This window comes from Clostridium frigoris, assembly GCF_018861865.1.
Lineage (GTDB): Bacteria > Bacillota > Clostridia > Clostridiales > Clostridiaceae > Clostridium_AD > Clostridium_AD frigoris.
The window spans coordinates 47,365-66,437 of record NZ_JAHLDV010000002.1 but is presented as its reverse complement, the minus strand read 5'-3'; the positions used below and the strand labels follow the sequence as shown (position 1 = coordinate 66,437).

13 protein-coding genes and 1 pseudogene are annotated in these 19,073 nt (G+C 30.1%); 3 read left to right on the top strand and 11 right to left on the bottom strand.

The genetic code is table 11. The features are described from left to right. Nucleotides 1-65: 65 nt before the first annotated feature. Nucleotides 66-797: a tetratricopeptide repeat protein gene (locus KPL37_RS01290; RefSeq protein ID WP_216145432.1), complete on the top strand. Its 732-nt coding sequence runs from the start codon at nucleotides 66-68 to the stop codon at nucleotides 795-797. Between the two features lie 143 nt (nucleotides 798-940). On the opposite strand, the gene KPL37_RS01285 is transcribed toward KPL37_RS01290, so the two are convergent. The 5 genes from KPL37_RS01285 to KPL37_RS01265 form a co-directional block, all read right to left on the bottom strand. Continuing rightward, nucleotides 941-1,387 carry a DUF2383 domain-containing protein gene (locus tag KPL37_RS01285; RefSeq protein WP_216145430.1) on the bottom strand — a complete coding sequence of 149 codons (447 nt, stop codon included), beginning with the start codon at nucleotides 1,385-1,387 and terminating at the stop codon, nucleotides 941-943. Between the two features lie 58 nt (nucleotides 1,388-1,445). Continuing rightward, entirely contained in the window at nucleotides 1,446-4,697 is a 3,252-nt protein-coding gene (locus KPL37_RS01280; RefSeq protein ID WP_216145429.1) for a DEAD/DEAH box helicase, read from the bottom strand. A 92-nt stretch (nucleotides 4,698-4,789) separates the two neighbouring features. Beyond that, nucleotides 4,790-7,888, bottom strand: coding sequence for an insulinase family protein (locus KPL37_RS01275; RefSeq protein ID WP_216145427.1), 3,099 nt, complete (start codon nucleotides 7,886-7,888; stop codon nucleotides 4,790-4,792). A gap of 273 nt (nucleotides 7,889-8,161) precedes the next feature. Continuing rightward, nucleotides 8,162-9,079: a VgrG-related protein gene (locus KPL37_RS01270; protein WP_216145424.1), complete on the bottom strand. Its 918-nt coding sequence runs from the start codon at nucleotides 9,077-9,079 to the stop codon at nucleotides 8,162-8,164. 116 nt (nucleotides 9,080-9,195) lie between these two features. Next, nucleotides 9,196-9,588 (bottom strand): hypothetical protein, encoded by a 393-nt coding sequence (locus KPL37_RS01265; RefSeq protein ID WP_216145422.1) that lies wholly within the window; start codon nucleotides 9,586-9,588, stop codon nucleotides 9,196-9,198. 305 nt (nucleotides 9,589-9,893) lie between these two features. Here KPL37_RS01265 and KPL37_RS01260 point away from each other — a divergent pair, with 305 nt between their 5' ends. Then, nucleotides 9,894-10,472, top strand: coding sequence for an NUDIX hydrolase (locus KPL37_RS01260; protein ID WP_216145420.1), 579 nt, complete (start codon nucleotides 9,894-9,896; stop codon nucleotides 10,470-10,472). A 91-nt stretch (nucleotides 10,473-10,563) separates the two neighbouring features. Here the strand turns inward: KPL37_RS01260 and KPL37_RS01255 are convergent, their stop codons facing one another. The 6 genes and pseudogenes from KPL37_RS01255 to KPL37_RS01230 form a co-directional block, all read right to left on the bottom strand. Further along, nucleotides 10,564-12,243 carry a [FeFe] hydrogenase, group A gene (locus tag KPL37_RS01255; protein WP_216145418.1) on the bottom strand — a complete coding sequence of 560 codons (1,680 nt, stop codon included), beginning with the start codon at nucleotides 12,241-12,243 and terminating at the stop codon, nucleotides 10,564-10,566. 4 nt (nucleotides 12,244-12,247) lie between these two features. After that, on the bottom strand, nucleotides 12,248-14,122 hold the full coding sequence (gene nuoF / locus KPL37_RS01250) for an NADH-quinone oxidoreductase subunit NuoF (RefSeq protein ID WP_216145416.1): 1,875 nt from the start codon (nucleotides 14,120-14,122) through the stop codon (nucleotides 12,248-12,250). A 1-nt stretch (nucleotide 14,123) separates the two neighbouring features. Beyond that, nucleotides 14,124-14,600, bottom strand: coding sequence for an NADH-quinone oxidoreductase subunit NuoE family protein (locus tag KPL37_RS01245; RefSeq protein ID WP_216145414.1), 477 nt, complete (start codon nucleotides 14,598-14,600; stop codon nucleotides 14,124-14,126). Between the two features lie 197 nt (nucleotides 14,601-14,797). Next, nucleotides 14,798-16,138, bottom strand: a pseudogene (locus tag KPL37_RS01240) (ribonuclease J). Between the two features lie 183 nt (nucleotides 16,139-16,321). Next, nucleotides 16,322-16,741 (bottom strand): universal stress protein, encoded by a 420-nt coding sequence (locus KPL37_RS01235; RefSeq protein WP_216145412.1) that lies wholly within the window; start codon nucleotides 16,739-16,741, stop codon nucleotides 16,322-16,324. Nucleotides 16,742-16,776: 35 nt separating this feature from the next. Continuing rightward, complete coding sequence (locus tag KPL37_RS01230) at nucleotides 16,777-18,222, bottom strand: SulP family inorganic anion transporter (protein ID WP_216145411.1); 1,446 nt, start codon at nucleotides 18,220-18,222, stop codon at nucleotides 16,777-16,779. Nucleotides 18,223-18,397: 175 nt separating this feature from the next. On the opposite strand from KPL37_RS01230, the gene KPL37_RS01225 reads away from it, so the two are divergent. Then, nucleotides 18,398-18,940 (top strand): recombinase family protein, encoded by a 543-nt coding sequence (locus tag KPL37_RS01225; protein ID WP_216145409.1) that lies wholly within the window; start codon nucleotides 18,398-18,400, stop codon nucleotides 18,938-18,940. Nucleotides 18,941-19,073 lie beyond the last annotated feature (133 nt).

Genomic DNA, 19,073 nt, shown 5'->3' with positions numbered 1-19,073 from the left:
ATGTATACCATTTTTTTTTGTGTCAATAATTATAATGTGATATTACACTCGAGAGGAGCATGTTAATGAAAAATATTATTAAATTAATAAGTGATGAAACTTTAGTTAAACAATATATAGAAAAAGGCAAATGTCTTTTTAATGATGGAGAGATTAAAAAGGCCTTTAAAAATTTTAATAAAGCAATTTTATTAGATAATGAATTTCCAGATTCTTATTTTGTAAAAACCCAGGCTCTTATAGAAATATACGAGGTTGATGAGGCTGAAAAATGTATAAAAGAATATCTTAGATTATTTCCGAGTGACCCAAACGCTTACTGGAAGTTAATTGATATAAACGATTTAACAGGAAACTTTGATAAATGCGTTTACTATTGTGAAAAACTTCTTGAAGACGATAATCAAAATGCTCTCATCTATTTAAAAAAAGGAGAGTTCTTAGCTATTCTCAATGATTTTGAAAAGGCATTAGACTGCTTTAATTTTTGTCTTAAGCTATGCCCTAATTTTTACAATGCATTATGTGGTAAAGCTAGTGTGCTGCTTTCTCTATCCAATAAAAAAGAGGCTCTTGAACTGTATATTTGCGCTATAGAACTTGATAACACTAAAAGCGTTGCCTATTTCGGAGCTTCTGAAGTATGCGTGGTTATGAAAAATAGCGTTAGTGCTTTATTCTTTGCAGAAAAAGCCTACGAATTAGAACCTAAAAATGAATGGTATAAATGTCATTACAATGTATTGAAAAATATGTATTTGGGAATTAAATCATCTCCTTCGGAGCTGCAACATTAACGACTTCAGAAGGGGATTTATACACCCACTGAAGTTTTTTATTTATTAGGGTATGTAACTCTCGCTTATAGAAATGGGTGACTTGCCTTCTGAAATGTCGTTAAATAACAAATTTCTCCTACTTAATAAGTAGGAGAAATTTGCTATTTACATATGCTCATTGAATCTTGTACTTTTCTTAAATGGATATCATAATCGGATACAATAGCTTTTACCTCGCTCATTAAGCTAATATCTAAATCCTTATTCTGCTCTATAAACTTATTACCCTGCTTAATTCCCATTTTCATTGCAGCCTCTACGTGTTTACAAACTTCTACATCACTATTTACTGGTGCGAGCTTAATTTTTTCAACAAACTCTGCCATAGTACCAATTATTCCGAGAGTATCTGTTGCATTACCACCCATCTTTTCTATTCTATTAGTAATTGCCTCTTCATGTCTTTTAAATGATTCTATAATTTGAACTAACTCCTTTTTAAGCTCTGGATCCTTAGCTTTATCCAGATAATCTTTAAAAGTAGCACCACCCATATGAATTCCCTTTAAAAACTTATTCATTTCTTTTGTATCATTATTTATAACCATAATCTCACCTCAGTTTATTGTGAGCATTAGTTTATTTCATTATACAATATATTTGTAATCATTCCTTCATCTCAAATAAGCCATATATTTCATCATCACTTAGCGTTTTAAATCCTTTGCCACTAGCCATTTCATCTCCCATAAGCTCTGATATGAGTTTTTTCTTTTCTTCTTGAAGTAGTAGAATCTTTTCCTCAATTGTCCCTTTGGCTATAATCTTTATAACACTCACCACATTTTTCTGCCCTATTCTATGTGCCCTATCAGTAGCTTGTTCTTCCACAGCTGGGTTCCACCAAGGATCGAAATGGATTACTACATCTGCTGAAGTTAAATTTAGGCCAGTTCCTCCAGCTTTTAAACTTATTAAGAATACAGAATCTTCTCCCTCATTAAATGTTTCTACCAAATCCATTCTCTTCTTAGACGGCACAGAACCATCCAAATAGCAAAAGGTAATCTCCTCTGCTTTAAGCCTCTTTTGTATATTTTTAAGTACAGATGTGAATTGCGAAAAAACGAGTACTTTATGCTGCTCATCCTCGCATTTGTGAAGATGTTCAACAAGAGCTTCTATCTTTGCGCTACCACCTGTATAATCATTTAATAATACAGCAGGATCTAAACATAATTGTCTTAACTTTGTAATATACGAGAGTATCTCTATTTTACTATTCTTAAACTCGTCATTTTTTACCTTGTTTTTAATAAGTTCCATTGCATAATTTGCATAGGTCTTATAAACTTTTTTCTGCTGATCTTCCAAATTAACCATTAATGTCTTTTCTATTTTATCAGGTAATTCCTTCAAAACGTCTTTTTTTCGTCTTCTTAAAATAAACGGTTTTATAAGCCTATTTAAGTCCTCTAGCACCTCTGGGTTTGCCTTAAGTTTCTTATGGTATCTTACACTAAACATTTTTTCATCGTATAAGTATCCTGGCATTATAAAATCAAATATAGACCATAAATCCATAACTGAATTTTCTATTGGTGTACCTGATAATGCAAATTTTGTCTTTGCTACTATCTCCTTAATTGCTATTGCATTTTGAGAATGTGGATTCTTAATATTTTGGGCTTCATCTATTATGCAATAATCGAACTGTAATAGCTCGTAGTTTTTTAAATCCCTTTTCAATAAATTATATGTAGTTATAAGTACATCAAATTTTTCTATGTTTTTTATTACCTCTACTCGTTCATCCTTAGGCCCACTAATTGCTGCCACCTTTAATGTAGGTGCAAACTTTTCAAACTCACTAATCCAATTGTATATAAGGGAGGTAGGTGCTACAATTAAGCTCTTACTTTCCTTGTTTGATAATATAAAAGTAATTGCTTGAATAGTCTTACCAAGCCCCATTTCATCTCCGAGTATTCCACCAAAACCTAAATAATCTAATGTTTTAAACCAATTGTATCCAATTTTTTGATATTTTCTTAATGTACCTTTTAGATCTTCCGGCTCTTTGAAATTCAATTTTTTAATATTCTTAAGTTTGTTGTGTACTTCCTCTAGTTCTTTTTTACCTTTTATATATCTAATATTATTATCTTCTAAATAACTATCTAGAAAAACGCCCTTACCTTTTGATATTTCAATATGATTATCCAAGCTATTAGGTGGAGTTATTACATCTAAAAGCTTTAGAAATTTATTAAGCTCTAATTCCTCTAAATCAAGGTACTCACCACTTTTGAGTTTATAATATTTGATATTATTTCTAAATGCGCGCAAAATGTGAGTAGTTTCTTTTGGCTCAATGTCCCCTATTTTAAAATCCATTTCAAAATAATTATATTTTCCACTTTTAATATTCCCACTAATTCCTTTGGTCCCTAAGGATTTTATACCTTTAAAATTTTGAGAATAATATACTTCTCCTATTTCTTGAAGTCCCCCTATATCACTTTTAAAAAATTTAAATATGTAATCTTCTCCTCTTAAAAAATAAAATATATTCTTTATCTCTGCAAAACCTAAAGTCTTTAAAACTCCTATCACCTGAGCCTCTTTTTTAGAGTCTCTATATATAATTTTTTCATCACAATCCTCAAAAATATTAAACTCAAATGTTCCATACTTAACCCTTAGAGTTAGAGTAATATCTTTCCCTACTTGATCAAAATAAAAACTAATTTCACATTTGGCCATTATTATTTTATCCTTAATAGCTTTTGACAAAACAACACTCGGTGATAAAAAATTTAGATTTGGAATTAACCGTCTTAATATAGTTTCCTCCTCAAGGCTTTCCATAGTTACAACCTTTGCCTCATTAAATATTTGTAGGTATGGATTTATTTTATAACAGAATTCATAATCTGGAAGATATATATTACTTCCATACAAGAAAACATCATTTTTAGATCCTAAAGACATTGGCATTCCACTTGACGACTTTAGGACATAAGTATCTTTAATCAATTTCAAGTCAAAATCAAGTGGTGGAGATTCATATAAAATTTCTGTATCCACAGGTCTATAAAAAAAACCATCATTTAAATAAACCCTATGCTTAGTTATAATTTCAAAAAACTCTCTTGCTAAATATTGAGGTATTTTTATAATTTTGCCATCTACATATCGATCTTCACTTCTTTGACTATTTCTTTGTTCTCTCTCTATTGTTTTTAACATTTCAATAAAATCAATAAGCCTTTTATCTTTTGTACTCAATTTTTGATTTTTCACATTAAAGGTAAAATTTTTACTATAACTAATAGGAATATTATTGTAACATGCTAATATAAAGTGATTAATATCCTTTAAAACATAAAGATTACTTGAAGTCATAGAACTTAAACCAATCTTAAATTCAGCTGTAAGGTCGCTGGTCCACTGATTTTTATTTATATAAACTTCTATTTTAGTCTCATCCTTTTGTTTTTCATCACCTAAAAGCATAGATAATATATTGCTTTTATTTTTAAATGTAATTGGTTTTACTACATCATCTTCTTTTAAAAGAGGGTGGCTCGCCAAATCTTCCAATGCTTTATAAAATGTTGCAACTAAATGTTTACAACAATAATTTTCTTTTTTAAACTCATTATTTTCAAAATCAGCACAGCTACAAAAGGTAGAAAAAACACCTCTTCTGTCTGCATCAATTTCAATTTTTGTATGATATTCATTAAAAAGCTTCTCTGAAATTACATTGCCATCTACACTTATTAGTTTATCTTCGTTTGTAATATCAAAAGAAGAAACTAAATCATTATTAAGGACCCTTTGACCTTTTGATCCATTATTACCACTTATTCCTTCATTAAATATTTGTAATATCATATCCTCATTCAACATATTTTCTCCCTAAATAAATTTTATAATCCTCTAATTATACCATAAATTCGAAAAGAACATAAAACCTTCATTATATGTTCTTTTCTAAAGGACTACTTAGATTTTTTAATAGGCACTATAATTTTATCAAATAAGTTTTTGTTATTATTTATTTTAGTTTCACTTCCTACAACGCAATGCAAATTTTGTTTTATTACTGCATCTAGAAGACCAGCTAATTCTCTTATGTCACTGGCCGACGTTTCTAAAACCTCATCACGTATCTTTTGAATATCCTTTTGCGTAGTGCCTGAGAAATACATATTATCACCTAATATGCCCTTAACATAAGGTCCTTTCAAATAATCCATACTTCCTATAGTTCCTATTATATAATTAGTCATTTCCTTATCATCTGCACTAAAATTTTTTAAGAACTTTACTACCCCATCAAAGGTATCTAATGTTTCCTTTAAATTGGGGTCACGATAAGAATAAAACAATACCTCATCTTTCGTAAAACTCATGGAACCACCATAAGCACCACCTTTTACTCTAAGTTCCTTCCATAAATAATCACTATTCAAAATCTTTTCAAGAACTTTCATATGTCCATTATAATTGTAACCTGATTTTTTAAAATTTCCAGCCTTTACCACATATTGAACTTGAGATGGAATTATAAAGGCCTCATTTTTACTTGAAAAATCAAATTCATAAATTTTCTTAGTAAATTTTTTATCGTTAATTGTTTCTTTAAATTTATTAAAATCATAAATAAATTTTTCATAATTTACTTCGTCTCCTGTGTAACTTACGACTAACCCTTTCTTATTAAATACAATATTACTAACATCACTTAAATTTGTTGTCATTTCATCAAACCGTGATTCATAGTTATCATCTAAATCACAAATAAAATCGTAATACGGAATAATATTCAAATCTTTATACTTACCACTACTGGATAAATAAGATAATGTACGATTTATTGCCAGAGTGTTTCCTTGATTAACAAACATGGATTCATAATTTACTCTTAATGTTTTTATTAAAGCTTTCATGCGGAGCTTATCATTAAATACACTATGATTCATTATCTCGCCTATTAGATCCAACGCTTCTGGAACTGTACTATTAAGAGAGTTTGCGCAAATACTCATTTTGGGAGCATATCCATCACTAGTAGTATTACTCTTAACTGCGGTTGAATTAAAAACCATTCCACCGGTATACTTCATCATTCTATTCGATATTTGCATTGGATTATATTTTTGCGTATTAACATTTCCTAAAATACTAGCAAGTAATTTTAAATATAACACCTTACTTTGAGGCACGTTTGAGCTATCAAAATATAAATTATAATAAGTTATACCATTTGTAAACATTGGGTGCATTAATACTTTTGTGCCTTGTTCCATTTTTTCTATTGTTGGAATTTCTTCTTCTTTTAGTTTTATATCATTACGGGTAAGAGTTGGTACTTTTAATAAATTTTCTTTTGTATCCACTGACCCCTGCCACTTTTTTAATCCCTCTGTATCTTTTTTAATTGTAGTCAATTGGGTTTGTGATAATGATTTTCTGTATGCTGCTAACTTTTTCTTTAACAATTCTTCTTTGACTTCATTTAATCCATTTGATGGCTTTAAGACAACCAAGGAATTATGTTCATTATCTAATAAGTATTTTTGTACTAGTTTTTCAAAATACTTATCAGATAATTTAGATTTTATTTTTTTTAGGGAAGGTGTAATTTCCAAATATTCTGTTGGATTAATATCATAATTCCAAGAATTAAGCGCTACCAACATGTAATTCATTCCTCTATTTGCATCTGAATTTTGAGTGCGCAAACTTAATTCTAAAGCAGTTAATACAGAATTTACAGTTTCTTTATCAAACCCATCTTTCACTACTTGCTTTAATGCATCATCCACAAGCTTTTTAAATTGTTGTTTTTGCGTCTCATTTGCATTAGTGGCAATTACACTGAAAGTTGGTTGCATTGTTGATGGATTGAAACTTGCATATACATTTGCTCCAATACCACTATTGTGCAAGGTTTTCCTAAGAGGTGATGATTTAGTATTTAAAAGTATTTCTTGTAGTATTTGAAACCCTAAAATATCTTCAGCAGTCGGAACTTTATCAATCATATAATTAGATGATAAATAAGTCATATTTAATGTACTTGCAGTCTTAGCTACTGGATATACTGCAGTTTTTTCAACCTTTTTTTCATATTTAGTTTGTAACTTTATTTTACTATCTACATTTACTCTATTTGATTTACTAAGATATTTATCATTCATAAATTTTAGTGAATGATAAATATCCAATTTCCCATATAAATATATAGAACTGTTTGATGGAACATAATATTTTTTATAAGTATTTATAAATTTTTCATAAGTTAACTCAGGTATGTTATCTGGATTACCACCGGATTCGAATTTATACGAGTTATCACTAAAAAGTGATTGATTAATAGTATTTGAAAGTATTACTTGTGGTGAAGAATAGCTACCTTTCATCTCGTTATATACAACTCCATTATAATTCAGTTCTCCAGTTTTACTATTAACCTCATAATGCCAACCTTCTTGTTTAAGTATTTTAGGATCCTTAGATATATTAGGACAAAATACTGCATCTAGATATACACTCATTAAATTGTTAAAATCTTTTTCATTCTTACTAGCTACCGGATACATTGTAAAATCAGGACCTGTAAAAGCATTTAAAAATGTATTTAGTGATTGCTTAGTCATAATTAAAAATGGATCTTTAACAGGATAATCTTTTGATCCACATAAAACTGAATGTTCAATAATATGATTAACACCAGAATTATCATTAACTGGTGTTCTAAAGCTTATCGAGAATACCTTATTTTCATCATCATTTTGTAAATAAATTAATTTTGCTCCACTTTTATTATGCTTAAATATCATAGATGTAGACTGTATATCAGAAAGCCATTGTTTAGATTCAAGAATAAACCCTGATATATTATCACCAACTTTGATTTCTCTCTTATCACTAATCATAAGCTTATTATTGCTATGCTTTAACTGCAATGATTTAGTATCTTGTATAATTTGTGCTCCATATGCGTTTTTTACATATGGTATAAAATAACCGAATATATTAATAAATAATGCTGTTGCAAGCAATATAAATATTTTTTTGGTAAATTTTTTCATTTGTTTCCCCCTCAAATATAAAATTAAGAAAATTATTATTTTTTAATGTTATAAATAGTATGTTTTATTTGTATTTTTATATTCAATACAATAATTAGTATATATACTATATTATTGATATTTAAAGATTTTTTCTTAAATTTACTTTTCTATAATTTTTATATTTCTTTTATTTACTATTTTTTATAAAATAAAAAAAATCCAGTAGATCTTACATCTACTAGATTTCCTTATATTTTACTTTCTCAAAGCTTACATATATGATTTTGTGAATTAAACATTTAACATACTTATCATATCCTGCTTTTCTTTTGTAAACCTATTATATACACTTTGTTTTACAGCTTGTGAACTATCTCTAAAATAAACATCAACCTTTTGACGTTCATTATATAAATCATTTATAATATGCTTATCATTATTCTTCAAATTAAGTTTTGAGAACACTGATAACGCACCAGAAACACCATGTTGAACTACTGTAGATAATAAGCTTTCTTTTAAAGCGTCACTTTTATTGTTTATATCAAATCCATACTTTTGCCTTAAATCTGTTGCTACTACATCGTAATAATTCCCTTTTATGCTATTTTGCTGTAATTTTAAAAATTTATCTTTATTAAATAACGCAATACTTGTCCACGCTGCATCAAAATTTTCTCCAAATTTATTACCATCTTTAGCTTTAGCCTCTGTTAACCTTTTATAAATTTGTTTATCTTTTGTTTGAATTGAATTTATAAATGAATCTAGAGAACCAGTCTTGGATGAAAATTGCCATGCTCCATAAGATTTTCCACCATAATCTCCCAATGTATTACTTATTGCTGCTGGGTTAAGATTAGATTCATATTTAGCCGCGGTAAGCCCTAATTCATTAGAATTATTATCATTTGATAATGATCGAGCCGCATCTCTCATTGTAGTGTTAAAATTACTAAGTGAATTCAATGACTCATTAAGTCTATAAGACTTTTCATTGGATATTGCATTAGACATAAACTCTGTCATCGTCGAATTCCCTGAACTATCCATCATTTGAATAAGCATTGTTTGGAACAATATCTTTTGATTTTCTGCTTCTTGCTTAACACTGCTTGTACTTGTATCCGGTACTGTAACATTGGTTTTCGTTTGTAATATATATTCGTTCAACATCCTGTTAAAAATAATATCTGAAGATAATGCCATGACTACCACCCATTTTAAATAAATTTTTCCTGTATATTTATTATCGTATACTTTAAGATAAACTTTATTCTTATAGTTAAACTTTTTATTTTAATTATGAATTTAGATATTATAATCTAACTCCATTCTTTCAGAATATTTTTCACCTTAATATTAAATAAGATTCTAGAGCATGTCCCACTTAATTTTAATTTTAAAAAGTGCTCATATTCTTCAAATTGTAACCCCATTTTTTGTTTAATTTTATTATGTAGAAGGTCATGAGTATAATCCATCTCTTCATAAGGAATATTGTCTATAAGAAAAAACTGCATTTCTTTTCCAGCGACACCTTTATTTTGAAAATTATTAGCCATTTTATCAATCATGAACCATTTTTTTATATTTTCATATTCTTTAGTCATTTTTTCTAATGACATATTATAAATAGCTTCTTCTAAAAATGGAATTTCATAAAAACAGTTTACATTCATAATATTTTTCTCTATATCTTCAACGAAATAAAACATATATTTTTGCCTCCGTAACTTTTACATATAATTTTTTTATCATTCATTATAATTTTATTTCCATAAATATTATAACAAATATCTGTTTAATTTAATATTAATTGTTTAAACCATTAAATAAACATATTTACTTTTATAGCATTATTTCCTACTTTTGTTCCATTGTTATTTCCATTTTAAAGTGCTATTATTAATTTATGTATATATAAATGAGAAATTACAATATCCAATATAAAAAAGTTACTTTTAAGTCTTGTAGATATGGATACTTGGTAATAAAATAAAATATGATAGGATATGAAATAATGAGTATAAAACATATTACAACACTAGCAGATACAAAATATTTGAAGCTCTACGATGCAAAATATATTAACAAAAATGGAGAATGCAAAAATTGGTCCATAGCTTCTAGAAAAAACATAGATACATTGAAAAACATCTATTTTAATAAAGCAGAGTGCTCTATAGATGCCGTTATAATTATAGCAACTCATATAGCTGAAGATAAATTAGTGGTTATAAAACAATTTAGGGTTCCTCTTAATGATTATGTTTATGAAATTCCTGCTGGGCTTATTGATCCCGGTGAAGATTTCAAAACTACTGTTGGTCGGGAACTAAAAGAAGAAACTGGACTTGATTTAATTAATATTGATTATTCTAAGACAAAATCACAGGCATACATTTCAACTGGTATGACAGATGAATCTGCGGCCCTTGTATATTGTACTTGTCAGGGAGAAATATCAAAAGATTATCTAGAACCCGATGAGGATATTGAGGTTATACTATTATCTAAGAAAGAAGCTAGGCTTTTAATTAATTCTAATGAGAAAATAGATATTAAAGCCTTTCTTTCAATTCAAAACTTTATCGCTTAGTAATATCTAAAGTACAATTTATTCTTTCCTTATGAAGTGTTTAAAATAAAACAAATCCATCATAATGTATTTATTATGATGGATTTGTTTTTTATTTGTATTCTACATGTAATAACTTATGCACCTTATCTTTTAACAAACCTTTATACAACGTCTCCATAAGAGGATTTTCCTCTGCTCTTCTTATAACATTCATTCTGTCCGCTTCATATAATAAAGCACCTCGTTTTAATTTTCCCTTTGATTTAACAAATGGTTGTCCTGCACCACCAATACATCCCCCTGGGCATGCCATAACTTCAACAAAATCATACTGGGCATGACCTTCCTGTATTTTTTTCACAAGTTCATCGGCATTTTTAAGTCCACTCACCACCGCTATTTTTATTATACGTCCATCTACAGTAATACTTGTTTCTTTAACTCCATCCATTCCCCTTACTCTGGCGAAAGCAAGAGCACGTAATGCAGAAGGTGATTTATCCTCTATTACAAGGCGAATAACAGCCTCAGTTACCCCACCTGTTACTCCAAATATTACACCCGCTCCACTACTAACACCAAACGGCATATCAACTGCCTCAGGCTCTACCTCTGAAAATACAATTCCTGATTCTTTTATCATTTTAATTAGTTCTTGTGTAGTTATAACATAATCTACACTGTTAACTCCATTCTCTCTAAATTCTTCTCTTTGTGCTTCAAATTTTTTTGCTGTGCAAGGCATTATTGCCACATGTACAATTCTCTTATTAGATTCCTTATACTGCTCTTTAATTACAGACGCAAACATCTGCATAGGTGATCGGCATGTAGAAATATTTTTAATTAAACTCGGATAGTTGTTTTCAACATAATTTACCCAAGCAGGACAACATGATGTAAATAGAGGCAATTTTTCATTTTTTTCAATTCTTGAAAGGAATTCTTTTGTCTCCTCAAGTACTGTAAGATCAGCTCCAGTCGATGTATCAAAAACTTCATCAACACCCATTTTTCTAAGAGTACTTACAATTTTACCCATAACTTTTGTATCACTTTTTGTTCCTAGCTCCTCACTAATTCCCACACGAACTGCAGGGGCAATCTGAACCACGACTAATGTTTCCATATCACTAATGTCTTTCCAAAGCCTCTGCGTATCATTTTTCACAATAATTGCGCCAGTAGGACACACTGCTGCGCATTGTCCACACCCAACGCAATTAGTCTCGGCGAGTGGTACATCAAAAGCCGTTCCTACAGTCATTTTTGAACCTCTATTAACAAAATCAATAGCTCCAACATTTTGTACTTCTTCACACATACGTACACAATCACCACATAAAATACACTTGCTTTTATCGCGTACTATGCATACTGAAGAATCATCTATTTTTCTCTTCACCGAAGTATTACTAAATCTTACTTTTGTTATTCCAAACTGTTTAGCAAGCTCTTGCAATTTGCACTGACCACTTTTCTCACATGTAGTACAATCCCTACAATGCGCTGCTAATAGTAATTCAAGTATCACTTTTTTATATTTACGAAGCTTGGGCGTATTTGTATAAATCTCCATATTAGCCTTCGGAGGAGTAGAGCACGAAGCTTCCATTCCTCCCCATTTATTTTCTACCATGCACATACGACAAGCACCATATACTGAAAGCTCTGAATAATAACATAATGTGGGCAAATCAATACCAGCTTTTCTAACTAACTCAAGAATATTTTTTTCTCCATTTATCTCTACAGGAATATCATCTATAAGCATAAATTGTCCAGTCATCACCTTAAACCTCCTTTATAGCTTTAAATGTACAAGCTTCAATACAGGCTCCACATTTAATGCACTTTTCTTTATCTATTGTATAGATTTCTTTTATTTTTCCTGAAATTGCATTTACTGGGCAAATCCTTGAGCACTTTGAACAACCCCTGCAAAGTTCTTTATCTATAAATATAGTCTTAAGTCCAACGCAAGTTTTTGATGGACATTTCTTTTCATTAATATGAGTTTCATACTCAGAGCGGAAATTTTTAATAGTACTAACAACTGGTAGTGCAGCTGTTTTTCCCAGGCCACATAATGCTGTTTGTGATATCGTATCTGCAAGTTCGAGTAGCATATCTATATCTGATGCTTTGCCCTTTCCCGTAGTAATTCCCTGAAGGATTTCAAGCATTCTTTTAGTACCCTCACGACAAGGAATACACTTTCCACAAGATTCATTTTGAGTGAATGTCATAAAAAATTTTGCAACCTCAACCATGCAAGTATCCTCATCCATAACCACAAGTCCACCTGAGCCTATCATTGCACCTACTTTTTTTAATGAATCAAAATCTAGTCTTAAATCAAGATCTGATGTTATAAGGCATCCTCCCGATGGACCACCTATCTGAACAGCCTTAAATTTCTTGCCACCTTTAATTCCTCCACCTATTCCAAATATTATTTCTCTTAAAGTCGATCCCATTGGAACCTCAATAAGTCCTGTATTTTCAATGTTTCCAGTTAGTGCAAATGCCTTTGTACCCGGACTATTTTCAGGTCCTATAGATTTATACCATTTTGCTCCTTTAGTAATGATTAAAGGAACATTAGCAAATGTTTCTACATTATTAAGCACCGTTGGTTTAGCAAAAAGTCCTTGCTCAACTGTCCTTGGGGGTTTAACTCTTGGCATACCTCTTTTACCTTCAATTGAAGCGGTAAGAGCACTTCCCTCACCACAAACAAAAGCACCTGCACCTTTATTTATTTTAATATCAAAACTAAATGTTGTCCCAAGAATATTCTCACCTAAAACACCATAACTTCTTGCTTGAATAATAGCATTTTTAAGTCTATTTACAGCAAGAGGATACTCAGCCCGCACATAAATATATCCTTCATGAGAACCGCACGCGATAGCAGCAATCATCATTCCCTCTATCACTCTATGTGGATCTCCCTCCATAAGACTTCTATCCATAAAAGCACCGGGATCCCCTTCATCGCCATTACAAACAATATATTTTATATCTGTTTGTTGTTTTTTCACCTGCGACCATTTACGGCCTGTAGGAAATCCACCACCTCCACGCCCTCTTAAATTAGACTCCTCTATTTCTTTAATAATACTCTCGCCGTCCATCTCAAATAAAGCTTTCTCAAGTGCTAAGTATCCTCCTATAGCAAAATATTCTTCTATCGAAGTTGCATCAATATGTCCGCAATGCTCAAGTGCAAGCCTTGTTTGACTTTTATAAAAAGGGATTTCCTCTTGTTTTTTATATATTTTCCCGTTTTTAGTATATGCAAGCCTCTCAACACACTCATTATTAAGGATAGTTTTTTCGAGTATTTCGGCGCAATCCTCTTTTTTAACTTTTATATATAAATATCCCCATGGCTCAATCCTTACAAGTGGTCCCATTTCGCAAAAGCCATGACATCCACTCTTTTTAATTCCAACCGATTCATCATGAGGTTCTTTTTGAAGACCTAATTCACAATCTATCCCTTTCTCCTTCATTAACTTTACAAATTCATCATAAATTTCAAGTGCACCACCTGCTATACAACCAGTACCCGCACATATAAGAATTTTTTTATGTTGACTATTAAAACTACTTTTGTATTCATTTCTTATATTAATTAAATCATCTCTATTAAGAAGCATATTAATTTCCCTCCTTAAGTGTGTTTAAAAGCTCCATTGCTTTTTGTGGAGTCATAGCGCCATGTACTTTATCATTAATAGTTATAGCAGGTGCAAGTCCGCAAGCTCCAAGGCAAGAAACCGTTTCCACTGTAAACATCAAATCATCTGTTGTAATTTTTGTTTCAGATAGTCCTAGTTCTTCTCGCATTTTATCTAAAATAGGAATAGACTTTCTTACATGACACGCTGTCCCATCACATATTTTTATAACATACATACCTTTTGGTTCTAAAGAGAAGTTATCATAAAAAGTTGCTACACCATATATTTTGGCCATACTCATTCCAAGCTTTTCTGAAAAATATGCAAATACCTCCCTAGGTAAATACCTATATATTTCCTGTGTATCTTGTAATATTGCAATAATATTACTAGGTTTGTTTTCATGATTTTCAAGTATAATATCTAAGTTACTAAAATCAATTTGTATACTCATTATTCTTCCCCCTAGGCACATTATAATTTATTATATTGTCTCAACTTTATTTTATAATAATTTTCACAATATTACAACAAACATAATTGTTACTTTTTGTATTTTTTATCCTATATAGGTATATACTAATAAATATCCTAATTAAAAACACCTCAACCTATTAGGTTGAGGTGACATAAAATACATATTAATTTTTGTTAAATTTCCATTATTATAGGTATAATTATAGGCCTTCTCTTAGTTTTTATATATAGAAATTCACTTAAAACATTTCTAATACTTGATTTAATTACTGACCACTCTCTAATTTGATTACCTAGACACGCCTCTAACTCTTTTTTACAATCTCCCTTGCTTCATTAATAATCTCATTAGATTCTTTCATATATATAAATCCTCTAGTTATTACATCTGGCCCTGCTAATATAGTATATATTTTCTCTTTCTATAGTAACTACAACTGTAAATATACCCTCTTCCGCTAAGTGCTTTCTATCACGAAGTACAATGTTTCCAACATCTCTGATACCAAGACCATCTACCATTATAGCTTCCGTTTGTATTTTTTTGTAAAATTTACATTCTCTTGGAGACACTTCCAATATTCTGCAAGTTTCTCCAATGAAGATCCTTTCTGGATTCATTCCTAGTTTTTCCGCAAGCAATGCATGTTCTTTTAAATGTCTATATTCACCATGTACTGGCATAAAATATTTAGGATGAACTAATGTATGCATTAGTTTTAATTCCTCTTGACATGCATGACCAAAAACATGAATATTTTGTGTAGTATCATATATTACATTGGCTCCCTTTTTAAACAATTCATTTATAGTATTGTATATTGCTTTTTCGTTTCCTGGAATGGGAGACGCAGAGAAAATAATAAGATCATCCTTTTGTATTTGAATACTTCGATGGGTCGATAATGCCATTCTTGTTAATGCAGCTAAAGGCTCACCTTGACCACCTAATTTTGCAAATCTCTCTAAGTCTATAATTTTCCCATCAATTGGAGTGTAATCTATTTTAAAGTCACCCGTGTGTATGATTCTACCAATAGGCGTATGTATAACAATAGTGCAAGCATCTGCTATACTATGATTAACGCTTATAAATTCTACACTGAGTTTTTCTAGTTTTATAATATCACCAGGGGTTATTACATTCAGGGTACACTGTTCTAATATTCCATGTTCTTGTAACTTTTTTTCTACAAGTCCTAACGTAAATTATGTTCCATAAACAGGAACATTGATTTGTTTTAAAACATAAGGTAATGCCCCTATATGATCTTCATGTCCGTGGGTAAGAAATATTACTTTTATTCTATCTTTATTCTATAAAAGATAAGTTATATCCGGAATTACTAAATCAACACCATACATATCTGAATCCGGAAAAGTTATTCCACAATCTATAACAATCGTCTCTTCCTTATATTCTATTGCCGTAATATTTTTCCCGATTTCTCCAAGTCCTCCTATTGGAATAACTCTAATTTTATTTCTGCCTTTACTTTTATAATTGTTACGCATTATTATCCTCATTAATTTTTTTTCATTTCGTTATAATCATTACAATTTTTCCTCAAATTTCATAAGTAATTAGAGAATTTGAAATAAAAAATCTCCACTTTGATAAGATATTCATCAGAGTTGAGATTTTTAGCCATTTCTAATTTTAACTCTTATAGAACTTACTTATTTAAAATATTTATTTTATTTTACAATTAAAACAGGACATTGAACTCTTTTCGCTACTTTATGACTAACACCACCTAGTACCATCTCTTGTAATATATTAAGACCTCGACTGCCTATAATGACTAAATCAAATGGTCCTTTATTTGTATAATCTACAATTGTTTCACCTGGATCTCCACGTAATATCTTAATTTTATAAGATACATTACTTAATTTTAGCTTTTCTTCAATAGACGAGAGTTTCCTACGTCTAGACAATTCTAGTTCTTCTTTTCCATGGGCATGAAGAACATCATTCTTCGATTGTGAAAAATCAACAACAACCACAACTTCTATAATGCATTCATTGACTAATGATGCGATGTTTATAGCTTCTTGCGTTGCTCTTAGTGAATTTTCTGATCCATCAACAGCTAGTAATATATTATTATACATACACTCACCCCTATTATATTAATGTATTTATGATATTACATTGTATTATTGTATACAGCTAATTTATCTACTAGTTTTTTGCTAGAAGAATTTAAACCTCTAATAGTGACCTTAGTATTATTCTCATAATATTTAATTATTACTTTGTCTATTGCACCAACGGCTGAACCATCCCAGATATGTGTATTTGAAAAATCAATAATAATATTTTTATCTTTTACAGTAAAATCAAAAGCTTTCACAAAACCCTCAACAGACGCAAAGAAGAGTGGCCCATTTATGTTAAATATTATATTTTTCTCCTCGGTTTGCTTAATTACTTCTATCTTTGAAATTTTAGCAACGAAAAATAGTGCACTTAATACAACCCCTGCAATAACACCTTTTGATAAATCATTTGTTGCAACTACAATGATAACAGTTGCAAGCATTACAATAGCATCACTTCTAGGCGCTTTCTTTAAATATGAGAATGATGACCAGTCAAATGTACTGATGGATACCATAATCATAATACCTACAAGAACAGGCATTGGAATTTGAACTACGAAATTTCCTAATACAATAATCAAAAACATTAAGAATACTCCTGCCACAAAAGTAGAGAGCCTACCTCTTCCACCTGATTTTACATTAATTACAGACTGCCCAATCATTGCACAACCTGCCATACCACCAAAAAAGCCTGTAATTATATTAGCAATTCCTTGTCCTCTAGCCTCTTTGTGTTTATTTCCCTCTGTTTCAGTCATATCATCTATAATTGATGATGTTAATAAAGTCTCTAATAAACCGACAATGGCTAAAGCAATTGAATATGAAAAAACAATTCTTAATGTTTCAATATTAAACGAAACATTTGGAATAGAAAACATAGGTAATGATCTCGTAATAGCACCTAGGTCCCCAACAGTTTGTAAGTTTAATCTTGTAGCCATAGACACCGCTGTTAACACAATAATAGCTATTAGTGGTGCCGGTATAGACTTAATAAATTTAGGAAGTATATAAAGAATTGAGAGTGTTATCGCTACAAAAATATATGTCATAAACGAGATTCCAATAAAATGAGGTACCTGAGCCATGAAAATTAAAATTGCTAATGCATTTACAAATCCAATCATGACTGCCCTTGGAATAAACTTCATTACTTTTGCTATTTTACATACACCAAAAATCACTTGGATAACACCTGTTAACATTGTTGCTACTAACAAATAATTTAGTCCATATTCTTTTACCAGTGGAACCATTAATAATGCCATAGAACCTGTCGCTGCTGAAATCATCCCAGGACGACCACCAACAAACGAAATAATAATTGCAATGCAAAACGATGCATATAATCCAACCATTGGATCAACTCCTGCAATAATCGAAAATGCAATTGCTTCTGGAATTAACGCTAATGCTACAACAATTCCAGCAAGAATATCTGTTCTAACATTTGAAAACCATTCTGCTTTTAATTTTTCAATCAATTTTTTATACACCTCATATTTATATTTTTGACCTTTAACTTTTATAAATGTCTAGTTTTACACATTAAAATTAGTTTAACATATATCTTCCCAAAAAGGTACCATTTTAAAACTATTTTTAAAATAAATATTATGGTATAATAAAAGAAAAGCCTTAAATATTAGGAGAACATGTATGTTAATTGGTTATATGAGACCATATAAAAATGATTTAAAATGCGAAATTCAACTAAAGAAGCTCAAAGAAGCAAATTGTGAAACAATTATTTCTGAGGAACATTCTTCAGCAAAAAAAAGAACACAACTAAAAGCTATAATAAATAATCTTAACAAAGATGATACAATAGTTGTAACAACTTTTTTTACATTAGCTGACTCAACACTCCATTTAGTTGAACTACTAGAAATAATTGATACGACAGGTGCTTATTTTAAGTCTCTTACTGAAGGGATTAACACAAGTAATACGCTTGGTTATCATTTTATTAACATTGTAAAATACCTTGTTAAATTTCAAAGCGATGTCATAAGCGAAAAAACAAAAGAAGGTTTGTATGAAGCAAAACAAAAGGGAATCACTTCAGGACGACCAAGAAAACCTGACGATAATGTAAAACGAGCTATTGTCATGTATCAAAGTAAAAAATATAACTTAACTAAAATAAAAGATGAAACCGGAATTAGCAAGTCAACATTATATAGATATTTAGAAAATTAATTTTTCAGCATAAACTAAGCCATACGTTGTAAACTGTATTGTTGTTTTTGTTTATTTAAAATAACCAGTAGTAAACCTACTGGTTATTATCTATTCAATTGCTTATTAATTTCTACAATAATGTTATAAGACA

Coding starts and splice junctions, on each gene's coding strand:
- KPL37_RS01255 (WP_216145418.1), bottom strand. CDS start 12,243: ATGACTGGACAATTTATGCTTATAGATGATATTCCTGTAGAGATAAAT.
- KPL37_RS01285 (WP_216145430.1), bottom strand. CDS start 1,387: ATGGTTATAAATAATGATACAAAAGAAATGAATAAGTTTTTAAAGGGA.
- nuoF (WP_216145416.1), bottom strand. CDS start 14,122: ATGCTTCTTAATAGAGATGATTTAATTAATATAAGAAATGAATACAAA.
- KPL37_RS01245 (WP_216145414.1), bottom strand. CDS start 14,600: ATGAGTATACAAATTGATTTTAGTAACTTAGATATTATACTTGAAAAT.
- KPL37_RS01280 (WP_216145429.1), bottom strand. CDS start 4,697: ATGTTGAATGAGGATATGATATTACAAATATTTAATGAAGGAATAAGT.
- KPL37_RS01290 (WP_216145432.1), top strand. CDS start 66: ATGAAAAATATTATTAAATTAATAAGTGATGAAACTTTAGTTAAACAA.
- KPL37_RS01265 (WP_216145422.1), bottom strand. CDS start 9,588: ATGTTTTATTTCGTTGAAGATATAGAGAAAAATATTATGAATGTAAAC.
- KPL37_RS01260 (WP_216145420.1), top strand. CDS start 9,894: ATGAGTATAAAACATATTACAACACTAGCAGATACAAAATATTTGAAG.
- KPL37_RS01275 (WP_216145427.1), bottom strand. CDS start 7,888: ATGAAAAAATTTACCAAAAAAATATTTATATTGCTTGCAACAGCATTA.
- KPL37_RS01225 (WP_216145409.1), top strand. CDS start 18,398: ATGTTAATTGGTTATATGAGACCATATAAAAATGATTTAAAATGCGAA.
- KPL37_RS01235 (WP_216145412.1), bottom strand. CDS start 16,741: ATGTATAATAATATATTACTAGCTGTTGATGGATCAGAAAATTCACTA.
- KPL37_RS01270 (WP_216145424.1), bottom strand. CDS start 9,079: ATGGCATTATCTTCAGATATTATTTTTAACAGGATGTTGAACGAATAT.